Origin of the sequence: Saccharospirillum salsuginis (assembly GCF_014651855.1) — a bacterium.
GTDB classification, from domain to species: domain Bacteria; phylum Pseudomonadota; class Gammaproteobacteria; order Pseudomonadales; family Natronospirillaceae; genus Saccharospirillum; species Saccharospirillum salsuginis.
This window is the reverse complement of the sequence record NZ_BMXR01000002.1, coordinates 125603-146153: the sequence shown is the minus strand read 5'-3', so window position 1 is coordinate 146153 and position 20551 is coordinate 125603. Positions and strand designations below refer to the sequence as shown.

Sequence of the window (20551 nt, the reverse complement as noted above, 5' to 3'; positions counted from 1 at the left end):
CAGCGCATCGAACCCGACGTACCCGGACTCTCTGTCAGTATAGGCGGGTTCCGTCGATGCTGCCGGTCGACTTGGTCAACACCCGCTCAACGATGGCACTGAAATCGTCCAATACCGCCTCGGCGTCGTAGTCGGCCAGATTTTGGTTTTGATGGTAGCCGTAGCTGACGGCGAGTGCGGGCATGCCGATGTCCCGGGCGGGAATCAGGTCGTTGACCGAATCGCCGACCATCAGAGCCTGATCGGGTTCGATCTCGAAGCCTTCACAAATGCGAATCAGGCTTTCCGGGTGGGGTTTGGGGTGTTCGACCTGGTCGCCGCAGAGCACGGCGTCGAATGTATCCGACAGGCCCATATGCGTCAGGAAGGGACCGGTGAAGTGGGAGGATTTGTTGGTGATGCAGGCCAGGCGCAGGCCGGCGGCTTTCAACCGGGCCAGGCCTTGCGGTACACCGGGGTAGAATTCGGCGCTGAACAGGGTTCGGGCGTAGTGTTCGCGGAAGGCGGCCAGACCGTCTTCCGGGCTCATGTCGATGCCGCGGCTTTCCAGGGCACGCTGGATCAGCTTTTTCGGGCCGTTGCCGACCCAATGGCGTACCTCGTCGACACTGCAGCCATCACCGCCCTGCTCGATCAGTACGGCGTTCACGGCCTGGTGCAGGCCACTGACGCTGTCGACCAGGGTACCGTCGAGATCGAACAGGACCGCTTTCAGTCCCATCAGAGACGGAACCCGTAGCGGTCGGCCAGGAAGTGGGCGATGGCGTGGTCGGTGTGGTGACCGATGACATCGGTGGCGACAGCCTTCAGTTCGTCCAGGCCGTTGTCCATGGCATAGGCTTCGTCGGCCAGTTTGAACATGCTGATGTCGTTGTCGGAGTCGCCGAAGCAGACGAGGCGGCGGGCGCCGGTCTGACGCTGCAGGAACTTGACGGCGTCGCCCTTGGTGCCGCTGATGTGGTGAATGTCCATCCAGTAGTAGCCTTGGTGGTACATGTCCGGTCCGGCGTAGACCTGGACGCCGGGTACGTCGGCCAGTTCTTCGGCCATGTCGAGCACCTTGGCGTTGTCGGTGATGGCGAAGATGTTGAGGACGTGTTCTTCGATGCCGGCGAAGTCTTCACGCAGCTGGACGTTGATGGACTGGCTTTCCATGTATCGGGCCCAGGATTTTTCACGATCGGTGAGGATGCGCTGGATGTAGGCGCCGATGCGGTCGTCGTGGTCGAGGGTGTTGAGCCAGGGGTTGATGCCGTGCGCATCGAGCCGGCGGCAGACTTCGAGCAGTTCTACGGGGTCCATGGCCTGGGCGTTGATGCGGGCGTTTTCGTTGAGGTCCCAGATGAGGACGCCGTTTTTGTAGGCCTGGGGGTGGCGGAAGCGCAGTTCGGGCAGGGCTTCACGGGCGCCGTGCGGCATGCGGCCGGTGGCGACGGTCCAGGCGATGCCGCGCTGGTCGAGTTCGTGCAGGGCGCGGCGGGTGACGTCGGATATGCGTTCGTCGGCGTCGATGAGGGTGCCGTCAAGGTCGAACACCAATAATTCGTCCACGGTCTCTCCTGAGTGATCGTTGAATCGGTGGTTATTGTACCGGATTGATGGGTGGTTGAGGTTCCGGTTTTGTGGTTGAACCCGCAGCGGCTACCAGGGATGCTCATTCGGGGTCGCTGTGAACCCATCCATGGGCGCTTGGCCTCGGCATCCATGCCTCGGACACCCCCGAATGAGCATCCCTGGCATCCGCTGCTAGCCAGCCGTGCGATCGGCTTATTGCCGCTGTTTCTTAAACACTGCGCGTCGCCGCCAGTTCTTTGCGCATCGCATCAATCCGCTCGCGGTAATCATTCGCATTGAAAATGGCGGAACCGGCGACGAAGGTGTCGGCACCGGCTTCGGCGATGGCGCGGATGTTGTCGACTTTGACGCCGCCGTCGATTTCGAGGCGGATGTCGCGGCCGCTTTCATTGATACGCTCACGGGCGGCGCGCAGTTTGTCGAGGGCGGAGGGCAGGAAGCTCTGGCCGCCGAAGCCGGGGTTGACGGACATGATGAGGATCTGGTCGATCTTGTCCATGACGTAGTCGAGGTAGTGCAGCGGGGTGGCCGGGTTGAAGACGAGGCCGGCTTTGCAGCCGCCGTCCCGGATGAGCTGCAGGGAGCGGTCGATGTGGTCGCTGGCTTCGGGGTGGAAGGTGATGATGCTGGCGCCGGCCTCAATAAAGTCGCCAATCAGCCGATCTACCGGGTTAACCATGAGATGGACGTCGATGGGTGCGGTGACGCCGTGTTTGCGCAGGGAGTCGCAGACCATGGGGCCGATGGTGAGGTTGGGAACGTAGTGGTTGTCCATGACGTCGAAATGAACCCAGTCGGCTCCGGCTTCGAGCACGGTGTCGACTTCTTCGCCCAGGCGGGCGAAATCGGCGGATAATATGGACGGTGCGATGACAAAATCGGACATGGTGCGCGGGTCTCTTGGCGAGCGGAAGGCCCATTCTAGTGACTGCGCGGGGGAGGTCAAACCTCGATGAAATCCCGGTTGTTCGGCTGGCTTTACCTGGGCTGTCTGGCGGTTTGGGCGACTGCGTCGGTGGCGGAACCGCTGGCGGAGGCGCGCCAGGACCATCTCGACGATCTGCAGGCCCACTACCGCAATGCGCTGCGCGGGGATCAGGTCGTGCAGTTAGGTACGGAGGCGGACCCGTTTCTCGGTCTGCGCCTGCAACAACGTACCGCTACGCCTCAGGGAGGCGTTCTGATCCTGCACGATCAGGGGCACAACCCGAACTGGCCGGTCCGGGTCCAGCAGACCCGTCATTTTCTGCCCGACAAGGGCTGGAATACGCTCTCTATCGCGCTGCCGACAACGACGGCACCGGGGCGGGAATCCGACGAATTCGCCCGCCGCATGATGGATCGCATAGCCCTGGGCCAGCAGCGGCTGAACCAGGAAGGGCTGTTCAACATTGTACTCATCAGTTTCGGCGACGGTGCCTACTGGGCCGCCCGCTACATGGCCGAACGCCTGCAACCGGACGATGAGATCGGCTATGCTCTGCTGATGATCGACGCCAACCCGGATCGCACCGACCTGCCCGGTTACATCGGTGCCCTCGACCTCCCCGTACTCGACCTGGTTTACAGCGACACCGATTGGGCTCGTGACCAGGCACGCGAACGCCAGGCCGAGGCCGCACGCAACAAGCTCCCCAAGTACAGCCTCATTCTCGACGCTCCCGCCTATACCGGCACCAATACCGACCGCCCCGGCCGTACCGTGCGGCGGATTTGGGGGTGGTTAAAACGCAACGCCGCCGGAAAGGAAGGCGAGATCAATACCCAACCCACGGAGTAGGGTTCTGATTTACGGCGGCACCCTGGCCAGCGCCCGGTGGTGGGGTTGCCGCTGGCGGACGTCGGCCCGCATGGATGCGGGCCGCCGAGCTTACATGGAAGTACTTGCAGCGGTCCGCCAGGGGCAGCCCCACCACCGGGCGCGAACCACTGCCACAAAAAAATCAAAAGGTGTTCACACCCTAACATCGGGCAATTTTTGAGCTATCATGACCTCTGGATTCAGGAGAGGCTGTATGGATACCTACGAGCGAATCAGTTCAAGCAGTACGCCCGTGCAACCCAACTGGAGCGTCGATTCCACCAGTGACCTGCTGGTCAGACTCGCCCAGGAACACAGTATTGGCGGCCTGATGCATCGCATTCTCAAAGAGGCCCGCCAACTGACCGGCGCCGAAGGCGGTACCTTCTACCGGTTTGTCGACGACGGCGACCGATCCCGCCTGGTGTTTTCCGTCATCCACAATACCGTGCTCGGCATCGAGACCATGGACGACGCCCCGGCGGCCCGATGGCACGCCATTCCGCTGTATCACGAGGGCGAGCCCAACCACCGCAACGTCGCCAGCCACGTCGCTCTGACTCGCGAACCGGTGAACATCGCCGATGTCTATACCACCGAATCCTTCGATTTCTCCGGTACCCGTCAGTTCGATGAGGAGCACGGTTATCGCTCCCAGTCCATGCTGACACTGCCGCTGCTGAACCACGAGGACCACGTCATCGGCGTCCTGCAACTGATCAACGCCCGTACCCGGGACGGTCGCAATCGCAGTTTTTCCGCGAAGGATCAGGCCACGGCCCAGGCTATGGCGAAGTTCGCCGCCATTACGCTGGACAATCAGCTCCTGGTGCAAAGCCACAAGGATCTGCTCGATGCCTTTATCCAGGCTCTGGCCCGCATCATCGATGTGCGTTCGCCGCATACCTCGGCCCATTGCCAACGCATTCCGGTACTGACCGAACTGATCGCCCGGGCGGCGTGCGAGGACAGCGACGGCTATTTCGCCGACTTCAATCTCAACGCCGATGAATGGTACGAGCTCCACGTCGCCGCCTGGCTGCACGATTGCGGCAAGCTGGCGACCTCCGAGGTGATTTTGAACAAAGGGCGCAAGCTCCAGGGCTTGCTGGACGGTTTCGACGCCGTCCGGGCCCGCTTCGCGGCCGCTGTCGCCGCTTCCCGGGATGATCGTGAAAAAGCCGACCTGCGCGAGGATCTGACGTTCATTGAACGCATCAATCGCGGCGGCGAGTTCATGTCCGACGAGGACATGGCCCGGGTCGAAGCCATCGCCGCCAGGTCCTGGCCCGACGTCAATGGGGAGTTGAACCCCCTGCTGACCGACGACGAAGTGCTCAACCTGTGCATTACCCGGGGCACCATCAATGCCGAGGAGCGGGCCGCCATCAATCGCCACATCGACATCACCATCGACATTCTCGAACAACTGCCCTTCCCGCCCAAGCTGCGCCGCGTGCCCGAATACGCCGGTGGCCATCACGAGCGGATGGACGGTCGCGGCTACCCGCGCGGGCTGACCCGGGACCAGATGTCCATCCCGGCGCGCATCATGGGTGTCGCCGATGTGTTCGAGGCGCTGACCGCCAAAGAGCGCCCCTACAAACCGCCGATGCCGTTGAGCCAGGCGTTTTCGATATTGCAGAAGATGCGGCACGACAATCACATCGACCCGGATGTGTTCGAGCTGTTTCTGAAAAGCGGGAAGTGGAAGGACTATGCCCGGGAACATTTGTTGCCCGAGCAGAATGATGTGGAGGATGTGTCGCCGTATTTGGTTTGAGCCTGTGGCCGGGATGGTTGTCGGATTACGCGCTTCGCGCTAATCCGACCTACGGTAGTTTGGATTGGCGCGAAGCGCGTAATCCAACACGTCAATCGTGAGACAACGACTTATCCGTAAATAAATAATCCTTCAACTCGTGATCAAACTTGGGATCCTTGCGCCGGATCCATTCCAGCACCATGGACGCATGCTCTTTTTCCTCGTCGCGGTTGTGCCGCAAAATGCCTTTCAGTTCCTCGTCGTGACACACGTCGATGCGCTGGTTGTACCAATCCACCGCTTCCAGTTCTTCCATCAGCGACACAATGGCACGGTGCATGTCCTTGGTCTCGTCCGACAGACGCTCAAACGGTTCGTGGTAACCTTCATTGGCCATGGGATGTTTCTCCACCGGTGATTTCACCGGTTTCAATCTAGTCGCCAACCCGGATTGCGGCAAGGTCGATCCGAACCACCCTTATTCTTCACCTCAGTGGTACCGCAATTCCGTCGACTTACCCCAAAACACCCGATAGGCGAAGGCTGTATACGCCAGAATCAACGGCAATACGATCGCGACACCGATACCGACGAAGCGCAGCGACGCTTCGGCGCTCGCGGCTTCCTGAGCACTGATGCGTCCGGGTACGACATCGGGATAAAAGCTGTAGGCCAGGCCGATAAAACTGAGCACGAACAGCAAAGCCACGCCAATGAACGGGAACCAGCAACCCACGTCATTCTGGGTGGGTACGTGTTTCAGGTATTGGTCGACCACGATCACCAGCACCAGACTGACCAACGGAATCGGCGCCAGCAGAATCACGGCCGGGAAGTTGAACCAGCGCTCGGCGATCACTTCACTGACCAGCGGATTGACCACACTGATCGCGCCGATGCCCAGCGCCGCCAGCCAACCGGCCCGGCGCGACCAGCAGGCGGCCCGGCGTTGCAGGTCGCCTTCGGTTTTCATCACCAGCCAGGCGCCGCCGATGTAGGCGTAGGCAGCACTGACGCAGACGGCGCTGAGCAGGGCGAACAACTGAGCCGCCAGGCTGTTTTCGAAACCGAGTACATAGCGGCCCAGCATATACCCCTGAGTCAGGGCGGCGAGCCAGGACCCGGCCTTGAAGGTCTTGTCCCAGGTGCGGCGATGGCCGGTCACGGCCTTGGCCCGGAAGTCGAAGGAGACGCCGCGCAGAATCAGCCCGAGCATCAACAGCGCCGCCGGCAGATACAGCTCGCGCAGCACCAGGTTGTGCGCCTGAGGGAAGGCGATCAGCAGAATGCCGACGGCCAGCACCAGCCAGGTTTCGTTGGCGTCCCAGAAGGGCCCGATGGAGGCGATCATCTGGTTGCGTTGTTCAGAGTCGTTGGCCGGCAGCACCATGCCGACGCCCAGGTCGTAGCCGTCGAGCACGGCGTAGATCAGCACGGCGACGCCCATCAGCATCAGGAAAATATCGGGTAACCACTGCGCAGGAATCATGCCTGAACCTCCTTGCCTGAGTGTGTGTCGTCTTCGAGTTTGTCCAGATCCAGCTCAGTCTCCTGTTCAAACTCTTCCACTTTCACCGACTTGCGCGCCATGTAGAACAACGTCTGTAAGTAGGCGAACAAGAGCACGGCGTAGAGCACCAGGTACATGGTCAATGACAGTCCCACCTGACCGGTGGGGACCGTTGTCACCGCCTGTTCGGTGGTCAGCACTCCGGTCACCAGCCAGGGCTGGCGGCCGATCTCGGTCACGTACCAGCCGGCCAGTGTCGCCAGCCAGCCGGAGAAGGTCATGCCCACCAGGGTGCGCAGCATCCAGATCGGCAGCCGGTCGCGGCGCCACAGCATCCAGGCGGCGGTCCAGCTCACGGCCAGCATCAACACGCCGAGGCCGACCATCAACCGGAAGCCGAAGAACAAGGGTTTGACCGGTGGGTGTTCGTTTTCGAATTCGTTCAGACCGCGAATTTCGCCGTCCCAGTCGTGGGTCAGAATCAGGCTGGCCAACCCGGGAATTTCGATTTCCCAATGATTGGTTCGCGCCGCTTCATCCGGCCAGGCGAACAACAGTAACGGGGCTCCACGCTCTGTCTCCCAAACCCCTTCCATGGCGGCGATCTTCTGCGGTTGATGCTCGAAGGTGTTCAAACCGTGCAAATCGCCGACATAGATCTGGATAGGGATCAACAGAGCCGCGACGCTAACGGCTGTCTTCATCGTCTTGTGCGGCGCCTGTTTCGGATCGCCTTTCAGGATACGGTAAGCGGACAGACCGGCGACCAGGAAACTGGCGGTCAGGCCGGACGCGATCAGCATGTGAACGAGCCGGTACGGCATCGAAGCGTTGAAGATGATGGCGCTCCAGTCCACCGGGTGAGCCACCCCGTCGATCATCTCGAAACCGGCCGGGGTATGCATCCAGCTGTTCAGGGCGAGAATCCAGAAGGCGGACAACGACGTGCCGATGGCCACCAGAGCGGTGGACAGGGTGTGCACCCAATTCGGTACCCGACCGGTGCCGAACAACATGACACCGAGGAAGGTCGCCTCCATAAAGAAGGCGGTCAGCACTTCGTACCCGAGCAGAGGCCCGGCGATGTTTCCGACGGTTTCCATGTACCCGGGCCAGTTGGTGCCGAACTGGAAGCTCATGGTAATGCCACTGACCACGCCAAGAGCGAAGGTTAACGCGAAGATCTTGACCCAGAATCGGTAGATGCGCATCCAGACGGGATGGCCGGTCATGTCGTGCCGGACCTTGAAATAGAACAGCAACCAGGCCAGCGCGATGGTGATGGTGGGGAAGAGGATGTGAAAACTGATGTTCGCGGCGAACTGAATGCGCGAGAGGATCAGGGTGTCGAGAACTTGGGGTTCCATCGAAACCTCCGCTCAAGTTATGGGGATACTGTGGTAGCGGCTGCTTTAATTGCCGGAAATCCGTGCCGGTGCAGGGGTGGTACCGGCCAGGGTCGCGGTGAATACCTCCGTGTACGCTAGACCACAGCATCCCTGCTGTGGACTTCCCTGGCCAGGACCACACCTACCCCGGCACTCGTTTGTAAGCCACCTCATCAACGGGTAGGGCAGAAGAGGCCCAGCCGACATCTGCCGTTGAGGTGCCTCTAAATAGATTCCCGGCACACTCCAACCTGGGGATTACACTGCGCACCAAAGCGTCGGACCGTTCCGCCCTACAAGGCCTTGCCTTTCGGCCGCATCCGGTCGGTGAATTCCAGCACTTTGCCGACACCGGAGCCCAGCTTCATCAAGGCCTGCAAATGCTCGGGTTTCATGTTCTGAACATCGTCGAACCAGTGGTTGAACAACTCCAGCAGATCATGGATTTCCCGCATCTGCCGCAATGCATGCGGCGGAGTCTCTTCATCGTCGAGCTCCATAAGTTGACTGCGTAACATCGACAATGTCGGGTCGACTTCACGTTTTTTACGTTCGGACAGCACCTGCTGCGCCAGTTGCCAGATACTGCCGTTGGCGATCAGGTAATCCTTGCGATCGCCCGGTTCGCGATGCGTACGAATCAGGTGCCAGCTGTGCAGCTCCTTGGTGGCCATGCTGACATTGCCGCGTGAGACACTCAGCGCGGCGGCGATCTCGTCGGCACTCAGCGGACGGTCGCTCAGGACGATCAGCGCCAGCATCTGGCCAACGGTACGATTGAAGCCCCAACGGCTGCCCATCTCACCGAAGTGGACAACACAGGATTCCAGCTCGGGGGTCAGTTTCATGCGGATACCTCTTAATTTCCGGCCAGATCCGCTTCCGGAAGCTGGATTCCATGACCTGGATCATTGATTTCTGAATTTTCAGTATTTTCTGAAACTATAAAACACAAGAAAATAATTGCAAGTGCGAGCGACGGAAGAGATGAAGATCGAAATGTAAATACTGCTCCTGCACACCGAAACGTCGGACCGCCCTGTGCCCGCAGCATAAGTACTTCCGTGTACAAACACTGCTCCTGCACATCCATGTGCCCGCAGCATAAGTACTTGTATGTACAAACACTGCTCCTGCACATCCATGTGCTCGCAGCATAAGTACATCCATGTACAAAAAAGCCTCCCGAGGGAGGCTTTGGGGTGAAGCGGGGAAGGGGCGTGCTTAGTGGATTTTCCGACGACTCAGGACCAGGCCGGCGATGCCGAGGGACAGTAGGGCCAGGCTGCCGGGTTCCGGAACCGGAATATCTGGTATGTCGGAAAAGCTTCCGGCTTCCAGGAAGACCGCGGAGTCGAGAATGGAATCGCCCGCGTCGGCGATGGCGATCTTCATGGTGTGGGTGCCCGCGCCGAGACCGGTAATGGAAGCCACGAGTTTATCGGTGAAGCCGTCGTATTCGATATCGTACGCCGCCGGACTGTTGTTATTGTAAACGTCACAATTGGGTCCGGTGCCGGTTCCAGTATTACCACAATTGACATTATTGATACTGACAGCCTGACCATCGGGGGCCTCTGCGATGTTCACGCCATCAACAAAGAAAGCAAATACATCATTAAAGCTTGAGTTCACCCATTCGTTGTATTCTTCAGAGGCGAACACATAGTTGAAATACAGGTCTCCAGAGTCGGTTTCAAAGTCAAAACTCAAAACGGCTGCGTCATTGGTCGACTGCGGGATCAGTGCATTGAGATCAGCGTCACCAGAGCCACCGCCAACGCCTTTATTGCCTGTCAAGCCACCGGAGCTGTTGGGTCCGGGCGCGTCAAGCGCACTGCCGGAGGTCATGATCAGACCGTCATCGAACCCCAACACCGACCCGCCATCGGAGAAGAAACCGGATTGGTTACTGCCCCCGTAGTAGCTGACGTTGGAAATGCTGATGCCGGTTCCAAGCAGATTGTTCGCCATGGCGGTGCCATCGGTCGACGTGGAATCGATCACCAGTGCGGAGGCCGTTTGACAAACAACGGCCGTAGACAAAAAGGCAATGCCTTTAACGAGGTTTCTCATAGCCTGAACTCCGTTTTCAGAGCTTTCTTTTCGATGGCCGCAGAAGCAGCCGTCCCCGCCGAATGAAATAGCAATAAACGGTCCAGCTGGAGAAATCGGTTATAAATCAATCCATTGTCATTGTGGCTCTTTTCGAACGTCAATCGGTCCGACAGAAATTATGAATCCTGGCCCGCTTCAATGCCCTGCCCGACCAACGGATCCTTCTGCTGCTGCAACTCATACATGTGCTTGTACAACCCCTCCTCGGCCATTAACTGGGCATGCCGGCCCTGTTGCTGAATATGCCCCTGATGCAGCACGACCAGATGGTCGGCCTCCATGACGGTACTCAGCCGGTGGGCGATGGCGATGATGGTGATGCGGCCGCGCAACTGCATCAGCGAACTCTGGATCAGCGCTTCGGTGTGGCTGTCGATGTTGGCCGTGGCCTCGTCGAGGATGAGGATGTCCGGTTGTCGGGCCAGGGTTCTAGCCAGACTGAGCAGTTGGCGCTGACCGGTGCTCAAATTGCCACCGCGCTCGGTCAGGGACGTTTGATAGCCCTGGGGCATGCGCAGGATCGCCTCGTGCAGTTGCGCCTGTTTTGCGGCCTGTTCGACCTCGGCGTCGGTGAGGTCCAGATCGAGCCGGATGTTGTCGGCGATGGTGCCCATGAAGATGAACGGGTCCTGTTGCACCAGGCCGATGCGGCGGCTGCGAATGGCGGGGTCGATGCGGTCGAGCGGGACTTCACCGACCCGGATCGTCCCTAGTTCGACCGGGTAGAAGCCCATCAGCAACGACATCAGGGTGCTCTTGCCGGAACCGGTGTGACCGACGATGCCGACAAAGGATCCCGGCTCGATGTCGAGCTGGATATCGGTCAGCACGGTCTTTCGGCGGTCGTAGCTGAACGCTTCGATCTCGAAGCGGACCGAGCCATCGCGGGGTTCGAGCGGTTGAGTCGGAATCGACTCCGGGGTCTCGTCCAACAGCTGGAACACCCGGTCGGCTGACACCAGTGCCTGCTGGAAAAGATTCAGCCGCGAAATCATGTCGATCATCGGCTCGGTCAGGTTACCGAGGTAGTTTAAAAAGGCGTAAATCACGCCAACCTGAATGGCGCCTTCGGGGCTCAGGAAGTCCCAACCGAACGCGAACAACAGAGCCGCCAGCACCAACATGTAAAGAAAATCGACGAGGGCGCGCAGCAACAAACCGTCGATCAGCATGTTGCGGATCTTGGCGCGATAGTGATCCGTGCTGGTTTGCTCGAACGCACGACTGAATCGGGCCTGCTGGTTCATCAACTGGATCACCGCCATGCCCTGGATGCCCTCGTTCAGACGGGCGTTGATGTCGCTGAGCAGGGTCCGGACTCGCTGAAAGACCGGTGTGGACAATCGCTGGTAGAGCAGCATGACGCCAACGACGGCCGGCACCAGGGCCGAACAGATCAACATCAGTTTAAAGTCCAGGAAGGCCATGGCGATGAGAATGCCCAGCATGCGAATGGCGTTCTGGATGACCACCGAGATGACGTTGACGTAGAGATCCTTGATCGTCTCGGTATCGTTGGTGATCCGGCTGATCAGGCTGCCGGTCGGGGTATGGTCGAAGAAGGCCAGGGGCAGCCGCATGACACGGGAAAATACCTGCTCGCGAATCGTCTGCACCACATCGAGAGCGATGTGGTTGAAGCGGATCGCCTGCTGGAAGAAGCAGACGGCCGAAATCAGCTGCGAGACCAGGTAGGCGATCACCAGGCCGGCGATGGGCGTGATCACCCAGACACCGGGCGTCAGGTAGCTGTCGATAAAGACCTTGATCAGATAGGGACCGAGGACGTTGCCACCGGTGGCGATGGCCAGCAGGACAATCGCCTGCACCAACAGCCGCCGATAGGCCAGGCCGTAGCGCAATAATCGGCTGAAGGTTCCGTTCATCGCCCGTCCTCCACGGCCCGTTCCAGCTGTTGATAATCGTAAGTGCGTCGGTACCAGCCTCCTGCGGCGAGCAACGAACGGTGTGTGCCGCGCTCGACACAGTGCCCATGTTCCAGCACCAGGATCTGGTCCGCGTCTTCGATGGCCGTCAGGCGATGACAGGCAATCAGCGTCGTGCGCCCGGCCCGCTCGGCTTTCAGGTGCGCCAGAATGCTTTGCTCGGTACGCACATCCACGGCCGACAGGGCATCGTCCAGAATCAGGACCGGGGCGTCGAGCAACAGTGCCCGGGCGATGGCGACCCGCTGTTTCTGGCCGCCGGACAGGGTCACGCCGCGTTCGCCGACCAGTGTGTCGTAATCGTCCGGGAAACGCAGAATATCGTCGTGAACCTGGGCGATGCGCGCCACCCGTTCGATATCGTCCCGACTGGCGTCCGGCCGGCCGAGGGCAATGTTCTCGGCCAGAGTGGCGGTGAACAGAAACGGGGTTTGCGGTACGCAAGCCAGGTGGCGTCGCAAATTAGCCAGCGTGAATTCGCTGAGTCGATGCCCGCCCAGGGCAATGTCGACATCCGGGCCCTGTTGCAGACGCAGGATTAGATCGAGCAGCGTGGTCTTGCCGGCACCGGTGGGACCGACCAGGCCGATCAACTCGCCGGCGCCGACGGTGATCAGGATGTCGGTGAGTGTGGCGTCACCGTCCGGTTGATGGCGGAACTCGTGAACAGAGATGTCCAGTTCGGGCGCTGTTTTATCCTCGAAGGTCCCGTGATCGGCGATGTCCGGTTCGGTGTGCATCAGTTCGTCAATGCGGTCGTAGGCGGCCTGGCCGCGCTCAACCAGATTCAACATCCAGCCGACGGCGAACATCGGCCAGATCATGAAGCCGAGGTAAAGCGTAAAACTGGTCAATTCACCGACGGTCATCTGATCGTGAACGATGAACCAGGCGCCGCCACCGACACTCAGGAAGAAGGACATGCCGACGGCCAGCGAGATGGCCGGGTCGTACTTGCTGTCGGTACGCGCCACCATCCGGTTGGCCCGGTTCGCTTCGCGGGCGATGGCATTGAACTGGTCATCCTCGATGCCCTCGCGACCGAAGGCGCGCACCAGCCGAATGCCGGAAACGCTTTCCTGCACCTTGTCGTTCAGGTCGCTGAAGCGAGCCTGGGCCAGTCGAAACGACTCATGCAGTTCCTGACCGAACCGCCACATGAAATAACCGACGATGGGCCAGGGCATCAGCGCGATCAGCGTCAGTTCCCAACTGATCTGGGTGACCAGCACGGTCAACACCAGAATGCCGGTGAGCGCACCGTCGAACAGCGCCAGCACGGCCTCGCCGGCGGTCATTTCCACGGCCTGGATATCGTTGGTCGCGCGCGCCATCAGATCGCCCGTCTTGTGCTTCTGGAAGAACCGGGGCGACTGAGTAGTCAGGTGGCGGTAGAGATCCCGCCGCAATCGATTGGCCAGCGAATAGCTGGCGCCGAACAACGCCACCCGCCAGATAACGCGCATGACATAGCTGAGCACCGCGATCCCGATCACGATGCCGACATTGATGAACAACCGCTCGAGCGTCAGAGTGCCCGCGGCGATGGCATCGACCACCCTGCCCGTGATCCAGGGCGGGACCAGAACGGCCAGGCCTACAACGACCAACGCCAGCACGGCAATGCTGTAGCGGCGCCATTCTTCCTTGAAGAACCAGCGCAGTTGCCAGAAAACAGACACAAAGCCTCCTTGGCGGGAGTGGAATGATTGGGAAAAGCGGGAGGATATGAAATGCGGGGCGTGGAGGCCAGAGGTTGGATTGTCTCGGGACGATCACCGCTGTCTGGATCGGCTGACGGTGGTTGGGTGGGGGCAGGCAGGGCAGAAGTGGTACGTCTGGTCCGGCATCCCGGCATCGGGCGTAGCGTTATCTGCCGTGGGGAGAATGCCCTGCCCACGGATGATCTACTGGCCCGGCTCGCTCTCCACGGCAGATAACGGGCTCACGCCCTCTTCTGCCCTACCTAATAGTCGTTCTTCCAGTTCAACTCCACCCCGCCCGAACCGATTTCACCCTGGGTATAGAACTCGAAATTCACGTTCGGCGTCACCTGGTACTGCAACCGGCTGGAGAAGGTTTCGTCGGTGCGCACGCCGGATTCCACCTGCAGGTACAAGCGGTCGCTGAGGTACTTGCCGGCCTGGACATTGACGCCGGTCTCGCCGGCTTCGTTGGTGCCGCTGTCGATGGTCAGGGCGTCGAGGCCGAGCAGTTCGCGTGTCGTGCCGAACAAATCCAGACCGCTGCCCGGGTTGCGCAGGCTGTTGAGCGCGGAAGCCAGCTGCAGGGCCTGGACGGCCGTCATCTCCTCGATACGCTTGCCGAACAACAGTCGCGCCAGCAACTCGTCATTGGACAACGGCGGTGTCGAGGTCATGGTGAGGTCCAACCGGTCCTGGTTGCCGGTGATGCGCAGGTCCACGGTTAATTCCGGCCCTTCGTAGACAGCATCGATGTCCAGCATGATCTGGCTGCCCTGGATCTGAACCGTGCCGCTCTCGATCTGGAAGATTTTGCCGAACGCGGTGTAGGTCCCGCGAATAACTTCGAAGCGGCCGCCGACTTCGGGACTGGTCAGACTATCGGTCAAATCGGTTTCGCCTCCCAGTTCAGCCTCGAGCCCCTGGCCATAAATCTGCGCGCGGCGGTCGACTCGGATACGCACCTGCCATTGCCCGCTGGGTGCGTAGGGCGTCGCCCGAATGCTCTCGTCCTGTTCCGTCTCCTGCGAGGTACGGACGACATTGAGCGAGGGCACACTGGACTGCAAAAACGAGGACAATTTGATCGTCAGCGGCATCACTTCCAATTCGCCGGCCACGGTCAGGTCGCGCCAGGGGCCCTCGACGGTCAAACCGCCATTCACCGTGGCATCGATGTCGGCCCGGCGCACCAGGTGCGCATTGCGGGTGTCGAGCGACAGGTCCAGTTCCGGCATCCACCACTCGGTGCGGTCTTCGGGCCAGTTGACGGTTCCATCCAGCGATACATTTCCGCTGCCATCGTCACCGGCATCCAGTGATAATTCGAGCGTGCGGTTGTTGGCGGTCAGGTTGGCGCTGATGTCGGACAGCACGGTCCCGTAGTTGGCGTTCTCGTAGCGACCGTTGCGAAACCGCGCCTCGCCTTCCCATTCCGGTTGCGCCAGACTGCCGACAATGGACAGGCGGCCGCTGATGTCCCCGCGAAAATCCTGCTCTGCGCTTTGTTGCAGTAACAGAGACAGTGATTCGGCATCGGTATCGATTGTGGCATCCGCTTCGAACCGCCGCTCACTGATGTCGTCGCGCCAGGCGGACAGGGCCGTTTGCGCCGTGGACACATCGACCGAGAGTCGTTCGGCGCCGTCCTTGGTCAGGCGGGCCTGAAGCCCGTGTTGACCGTCATCGGTCTGTGCCGTAACGGTCATTGCCAATGGCCAGCGTGCCGAATCCCATTCCAGGTCCGCCGAGATATCGGGTGCGGCCGGCGTTCCCGCTATGTTGAGTCGGCCACTCAGGCTACCGATCCACCGTGATTCATCGGGCAGCCAATAACGCAATTCGGGTGCGTCCAGGTTCACGGTCAGGTCGATGCTGTTCATGGTTCCCGAACCCTGCACGGAGATCCGTCCGGCCGGCCCCAGATCGGCCTGCCCCCGCTCGATGCGCCAATCGTCCAGTTGACCGTCGGCTTCAACGTCGATGTTCCAGGCGGTGTCACTGGCGAACACGGCCGACGGCGGCCGCCAGGTGCCGTCCGCCGATACGGTGGCGTCGATCGACGGGTCGGTGATCGCGCCGGAGATCTGGACATCGGCCGAGGCCTGGCCGGTCAGTTGCGGCCCCAGGGGCACGCCCAGAGCGCGCATTTGCGCGACCTGAAAATTCGATAACCGCAGCAGACCGTCGACGGTATCGCCTTCGGTATCCAGATCGGCGGTCAGGTCCGCCTGGCCCCAATTCATTTGCACCTGGTGCGCCAGGGCACCGGCCAGACCGCCCTGCCCGCGCCAGTCCAACTGGAAACTCTGGTTCAGGTAGTCGCCACGCGCGTTCAATTGACCGTCCACCCTGGGGCGCGGCCAGTCACCGGTGAGCGTCAGTTCGCCGGACGCATTGGCGGACAGGGTTTCGAGCGGCAAACCCTCGGGTTTGGGCACCCAGGACTCGAGCTGCTGCCATTGCAGGTCGGTCAGTTCGGTATGCAGATCGAAGCTCAACGGATCGAAGTCCACGGCACCACGCGCCGTCAGGCGGGCCTTGCCGGAACGAAGGGTCATGTTGTCCAACTGCACCCGCTGTGGATCCAGGTGCTGGATATCTCCATCCAGTTTCAAGTTGGCTCCCTGCCATTGACCGTCGAAACCGACGCTCCCGGTCAGGGTCGGCGCCATCAGTGACCCGCTGATCGTCCCGGAGGCTCTGGCCCGACCACTGAGTTCGGATACCGTGGCCGGTACCTTCATCGGCAGCACGGTCAGATCGGAAGGTTTGAACCCGGCGATGTTGAAGCGCCCGTTCAGCGAGGGCTCGAACGGTTGCAGGTCGCCCTGAAAATCGGCCGACAGATCGCCCCATTTCAGCCGCGCGTTGCGCACCTGCCAGCGCTCCCGTTCGGGCGCACTGACGTCGAGATCGAGCCGAAGGGGCCGCTCCTGCCATTCGCCCTCGAACACCAGATCCCCGACCACACTCGGTGCCGTCCAGGGCCCGGCGACGGTGAGGTCGCCGCTGGTGCCGCCGCGCAAGTTGTCCAGCCAGACGGGCATTTCCGGCAGAAAGGGACGAACCTGGCGCAGTCGTAATTGTTGCAGCCGCGCCCGCAGATCCAGTTGTTGCTGTTGCCAGTCGACCCCGCCGGACAGACGAGCCCGGGCATCCGACAGTGTCAATTGGCTTTCGCCGAGCGTCAGATGCCGCAGCGTCACTTCGTCCAGTCGCAATTGAGCGTTCATCGGCTGTTGCTGCCACTGCCCGACCACGTTCAGGTCGCCTTCGGCGCGCGGGTCGGTCAGGGTACCGGACCAGGTCAGATCGCCGGTCGCGCCCCAGTCCTGCTCGACCGGTAACTGGATGCCCAGACTATCGAGCCAGCGGGAGCGCACGTCATCCAGTCGGGTACCGGCGGTGAAGGTCAGATCGGCAAACGTCAGTTCGGCATGGCCGTCAACACGTCCCTGGTCGGTGGTCAATGCCAGTCCGTTTAAAGCCAGGTCACGCCGGGACAAACGCACGGCCGAGGTCAACGACAAGGACTGCTCGCGATAGCTTCCGTCGACTTGAACGGAGGCGTCCAGCGTCGGATCGGACAGAGCACCGCTCAGTCGACCCTCGCCGGACGTGCGCAACGACAGGTCCGACGGCCAGCCCGGCACCCAGGGTTGCCAGCGGCTGTCGGCGACGTCCCGCCAGTTCAGGTCCAGGTCGATTCGACGGTCGGTCCACTGGATCGCGCCGGAGGCCGACACGCGGGCCTCCCCCCAGGCCAGATCGGCGGTCTCCAGCATGACTCCGTCGGCGGTGGCCCGGGACCGGGTCTCCACGGTCACGGTTTCACCCTGCAATTGCCCGTCGAACGCCGCCTCCCCTTCGAAACGGGGCGACCGCCAGCCGCCGGTCAAACGGCCATTCGCGGCCAGGGATCCGTCCAGCCCCTCGATCGGTATCAGGCCATTGGCCAGGCCCAGTGGCATGTCGTCGAAGCGTAGCGTCAGGTCGGATCGATCGGCCTCCAGAAACCCGTGGACACGCGCTGAATGGCCGTCGACAGCCAGGGACAGTTCCGACAGGAACACCCGGCTCAAGGACGGATCGACACTGACCGACCCGTTGGCGCTGAGTTGGTATTCGCGCCAGGGCAACACCAGGTCGCGAATATTGGCCTCATAACCGGCCTCCCCGGTTCGCAGCTCAATGTCCCACTGGCCGGCCAAGGCATCGTCCAGCGGCCAATCCAGCCAGTTGGCCCAGTCGCTGTCGGCGGGCGACCGAACCGTGCCGGTGACGCGCAACGAATCGACCGCGTCGACGGCGACGGACAGCGACAGGTCGCTGCGCTCGCCCTGACGAAGCGACAGGTTAAGGCGGGCCGGCCAGCTGCCCCAGTTGATCTGGGCATCGCTGTCGACCGACGTGATCAGTGGTGACCGGCCCGGCAGGTTCAGCGCCAGCCGGTCGACCTGGAGTTTCTCAAGCCGGATCGGTGGAATGCTCGGCCACAAGGCCTGCAATTCGGGGAGGGAGAAAGAGCCCCCCTCGGACGGCTCGGGCTCGGTCGATACGGACTCGGGCAGGGTGACCTGGACACCGCCGGCCGTCAGGGCATCCACCCACAGGCGCCGCTGGAACAGGTAACGCGGCCTGAACTGCAAGCGCGCATCGCTGAGCGAAACGCGCGGCCCGGAATCGCCCGCCTGCCATGTCACCCGCCCCAGACGCCAATCCCCCAGGCTCGGCACCGACGCGTTCTCGATCACCAAGGTCTGATCGGTCAGTCGTGGCAACCACAGCTCGGCCTGCTCCAGAATCAGCAGACGGCCGCGCTCGGTCCCCAGCACGAGTCCGGTCGCTACGATGATCAGCACGATAAGGGCCAGCAATGCAGCCAGGGTCCAGAGCCAGGCGTGCAGAGCCACTTTGCGTAATCGTACCGCCATTAAAAGGCCTGCCCGAGACTGAGATAAATTTGAAAGGCGGCATCGCTGTCTCGCCGGTTCATCGGAATGGCCACGTCAAAGCGTATCGGTGCCAGGGCCGTGTAGTAGCGAACGCCCATGCCGATGCCGGTGAACCAGTCCTGATCGCGGGTGGGGTTCCACTCTTCACTAACACTGGCGACGTCGGTGAACAGCGCCACGCCCCAGTTTTGCCCCATCTGGGCGCGCAATTCCAGCGCGCCTTCCCATTTCTGGGTGCCACCTTCTGAAGTGCCGTCCACACCGATGGACCGATAGGGATAACCACGTACCGAGCCACCGCCGCCGGACACAAGGCGTTCGGAATCCGGGATCCGGTCGAGATCGGCGGTATCGGTCAATGGCCACAAGGATGTCCATTCGAGTCGATTGGCCAACACAACATCGTCGCCCAGGGGCCGATAACTGGCCCAGCCCAGGGTCCCGACAAAAAACGGATCGCTGCTGCCGGACAAACTGAAAACCGGCTCAGTCTGAACGTTGTAACGTACACCTCGTCGCGGGTTCAGGCTGTTGGGATTTTCATCGTACTCATAGGCCAGTGGAAAACGCAGCAGACTGAAGGTATTCCACTTATCATTGACCTTTTCGTCGATGCGCTCGTACGCGATGCCGTAACGGTAGGTGTCCTCGCGCGATGCCTGGCGGTTGATGGTGGCCCGACTCTCACCGCTGTAATACTCCTTGTCCTCCGGGGTTTCATGCGACACGGTGTTATTCCAGACCAGAGTATTCCGCGCTTCCAGAAAACCGGGCAGAGTGATTTGCGCATTCGCCGACTGGCGCTCGGCCCACAGTTCGGTGCCCAGGGTCAGCCGCTGCGCCCGGCCCCACATATTGCGGTGCTCCCAACCGAGCTTCAGCCCGAAGCCCTGATCGGTGTCCCAGCCAACACCGGCGCGGACCGTCCGCGGCGGCCGTTGCACCAGATCGAACCGGGCGTCGACCCGGCCCTCCTCGGTGCGCGTCAACGACCGGCGTACCGTGGCGAATAATTGCGTCTGATAGAGGTTCAGCACCGCCTGGTCGATATCCGCCCGGCTGAAGCAGGCACCGTCGTCCAGATCCGTCTGGCGGCGCAGAAAGCGTTCACTCACACCTTCCGTCCCGCTGAACGTGATGTCCCCCACCTTCGACGGCTGGTTCGCCAACACCCGGTAGACCAGATGCCCGCCGTGCTCCGCCTCGGCCAGACGTACCTGATGAGTCACCTCAAGCGTGAAATAACAGCCCTTGTCATCGATAATCGCGCGTAACTGGGACTGATCCGCCAAAATGGTCTCCGCCACCATCGGCTCGCCGACCCCAGCCAATGGCCAGGTCTCCGGCGTTTCGATGTCGACCCCGTCGATGGTCACGCTCAGTACCTTGTACTGTTCTCCGGTGTCGATCCGATATTGGATGTGTTCGCCGTCGTATTGAGCACCGGTAAACAACCGAATCGTCGATTCGAAGAAGGTGTAGTCGACCTGGGATTCGGGCACGGTCCGGTAAATGATATCGGCGTCGTAAAAGCCGTGTGAATCGAGCACCTGACGCATGCGTTCGATCTCGCCACGAGACAGCCGCGACAGATTGGGAGAGAGATTGATGGAACCCAGCGATTCGCGATACTGCTCCAACTGAGCGATCAGGGCGCGGTGCAGCGCGCGGTTACCGGGCTCGACAATGAGGTTGTTTTTCAATACAGGGGGCAGCCCGGCGGTTTCCTCCGCCTTCACAGCTCCTCCCAGCATCAGGAGGGGCAACACCCATATAAACTGCCTTGT

The 20551-nt window shown here is 61.1% G+C and carries 14 protein-coding genes; 2 read left to right on the top strand and 12 right to left on the bottom strand.

The features are described 5' to 3' along the window. Positions 1 to 34 precede the first annotated feature (34 nt). From IE111_RS03835 to rpe, 3 genes are all read right to left on the bottom strand, one after another. A complete protein-coding gene (locus IE111_RS03835; protein WP_189607180.1) occupies positions 35 to 721 on the bottom strand; it encodes an HAD family hydrolase in 687 nt (228 codons plus the stop codon). Then, positions 721 to 1551, bottom strand: a complete 831-nt coding sequence (locus IE111_RS03830; protein ID WP_189607179.1) for an HAD-IIB family hydrolase — start codon at positions 1549 to 1551, stop codon at positions 721 to 723. Before IE111_RS03830 ends, IE111_RS03835 begins: the two co-directional genes overlap by 1 nt. 232 nt (positions 1552 to 1783) lie before the next feature. Next, positions 1784 to 2461 carry a ribulose-phosphate 3-epimerase gene (rpe, locus tag IE111_RS03825; protein ID WP_189607178.1) on the bottom strand — a complete coding sequence of 226 codons (678 nt, stop codon included), beginning with the start codon at positions 2459 to 2461 and terminating at the stop codon, positions 1784 to 1786. Between the two features lie 66 nt (positions 2462 to 2527). On the opposite strand from rpe, the gene IE111_RS03820 reads away from it, so the two are divergent. After that, positions 2528 to 3355, top strand: a complete 828-nt coding sequence (locus tag IE111_RS03820) for a DUF3530 family protein (protein WP_189607177.1) — start codon at positions 2528 to 2530, stop codon at positions 3353 to 3355. A 235-nt stretch (positions 3356 to 3590) separates the two neighbouring features. Then, positions 3591 to 5159 (top strand): GAF and HD-GYP domain-containing protein, encoded by a 1569-nt coding sequence (locus tag IE111_RS03815; protein ID WP_189607176.1) that lies wholly within the window; start codon positions 3591 to 3593, stop codon positions 5157 to 5159. A gap of 91 nt (positions 5160 to 5250) precedes the next feature. On the opposite strand, the gene IE111_RS03810 is transcribed toward IE111_RS03815, so the two are convergent. The 9 genes from IE111_RS03810 to IE111_RS03770 all read right to left on the bottom strand — a co-directional run bounded on the left by IE111_RS03810 (position 5251) and on the right by IE111_RS03770 (position 20503). After that, the gene (locus tag IE111_RS03810) at positions 5251 to 5538 is read right to left on the bottom strand and encodes an encapsulin-associated ferritin-like protein (RefSeq protein WP_189607175.1); all 288 of its coding nucleotides are present in this window, start codon (positions 5536 to 5538) and stop codon (positions 5251 to 5253) included. Positions 5539 to 5631: 93 nt separating this feature from the next. After that, positions 5632 to 6630: a cytochrome d ubiquinol oxidase subunit II gene (gene cydB, locus IE111_RS03805; protein ID WP_189607174.1), complete on the bottom strand. Its 999-nt coding sequence runs from the start codon at positions 6628 to 6630 to the stop codon at positions 5632 to 5634. Beyond that, on the bottom strand, positions 6627 to 8018 hold the full coding sequence (locus IE111_RS03800; protein WP_189607173.1) for a cytochrome ubiquinol oxidase subunit I: 1392 nt from the start codon (positions 8016 to 8018) through the stop codon (positions 6627 to 6629). Before IE111_RS03800 ends, cydB begins: the two co-directional genes overlap by 4 nt. A gap of 314 nt (positions 8019 to 8332) precedes the next feature. Next, the gene (locus IE111_RS03795; RefSeq protein ID WP_189607172.1) at positions 8333 to 8887 is read right to left on the bottom strand and encodes a GbsR/MarR family transcriptional regulator; all 555 of its coding nucleotides are present in this window, start codon (positions 8885 to 8887) and stop codon (positions 8333 to 8335) included. Between the two features lie 376 nt (positions 8888 to 9263). Further along, the gene (locus IE111_RS03790; RefSeq protein WP_189607171.1) at positions 9264 to 10115 is read right to left on the bottom strand and encodes a choice-of-anchor L family PEP-CTERM protein; all 852 of its coding nucleotides are present in this window, start codon (positions 10113 to 10115) and stop codon (positions 9264 to 9266) included. Positions 10116 to 10273: 158 nt separating this feature from the next. Beyond that, positions 10274 to 12043 (bottom strand): ABC transporter transmembrane domain-containing protein, encoded by a 1770-nt coding sequence (locus IE111_RS03785; protein WP_189607170.1) that lies wholly within the window; start codon positions 12041 to 12043, stop codon positions 10274 to 10276. Beyond that, a complete protein-coding gene (locus IE111_RS03780; RefSeq protein ID WP_189607169.1) occupies positions 12040 to 13785 on the bottom strand; it encodes an ABC transporter transmembrane domain-containing protein in 1746 nt (581 codons plus the stop codon). The genes IE111_RS03785 and IE111_RS03780 overlap by 4 nt, the downstream gene beginning before the upstream one ends. A 284-nt stretch (positions 13786 to 14069) precedes the next feature. Beyond that, positions 14070 to 18743 (bottom strand): translocation/assembly module TamB domain-containing protein, encoded by a 4674-nt coding sequence (locus IE111_RS03775; protein WP_189607168.1) that lies wholly within the window; start codon positions 18741 to 18743, stop codon positions 14070 to 14072. Further along, positions 18743 to 20503, bottom strand: coding sequence for an autotransporter assembly complex protein TamA (locus IE111_RS03770; RefSeq protein ID WP_189607167.1), 1761 nt, complete (start codon positions 20501 to 20503; stop codon positions 18743 to 18745). The genes IE111_RS03775 and IE111_RS03770 overlap by 1 nt, the downstream gene beginning before the upstream one ends. Between the last annotated feature and the right edge of the window lie 48 nt (positions 20504 to 20551).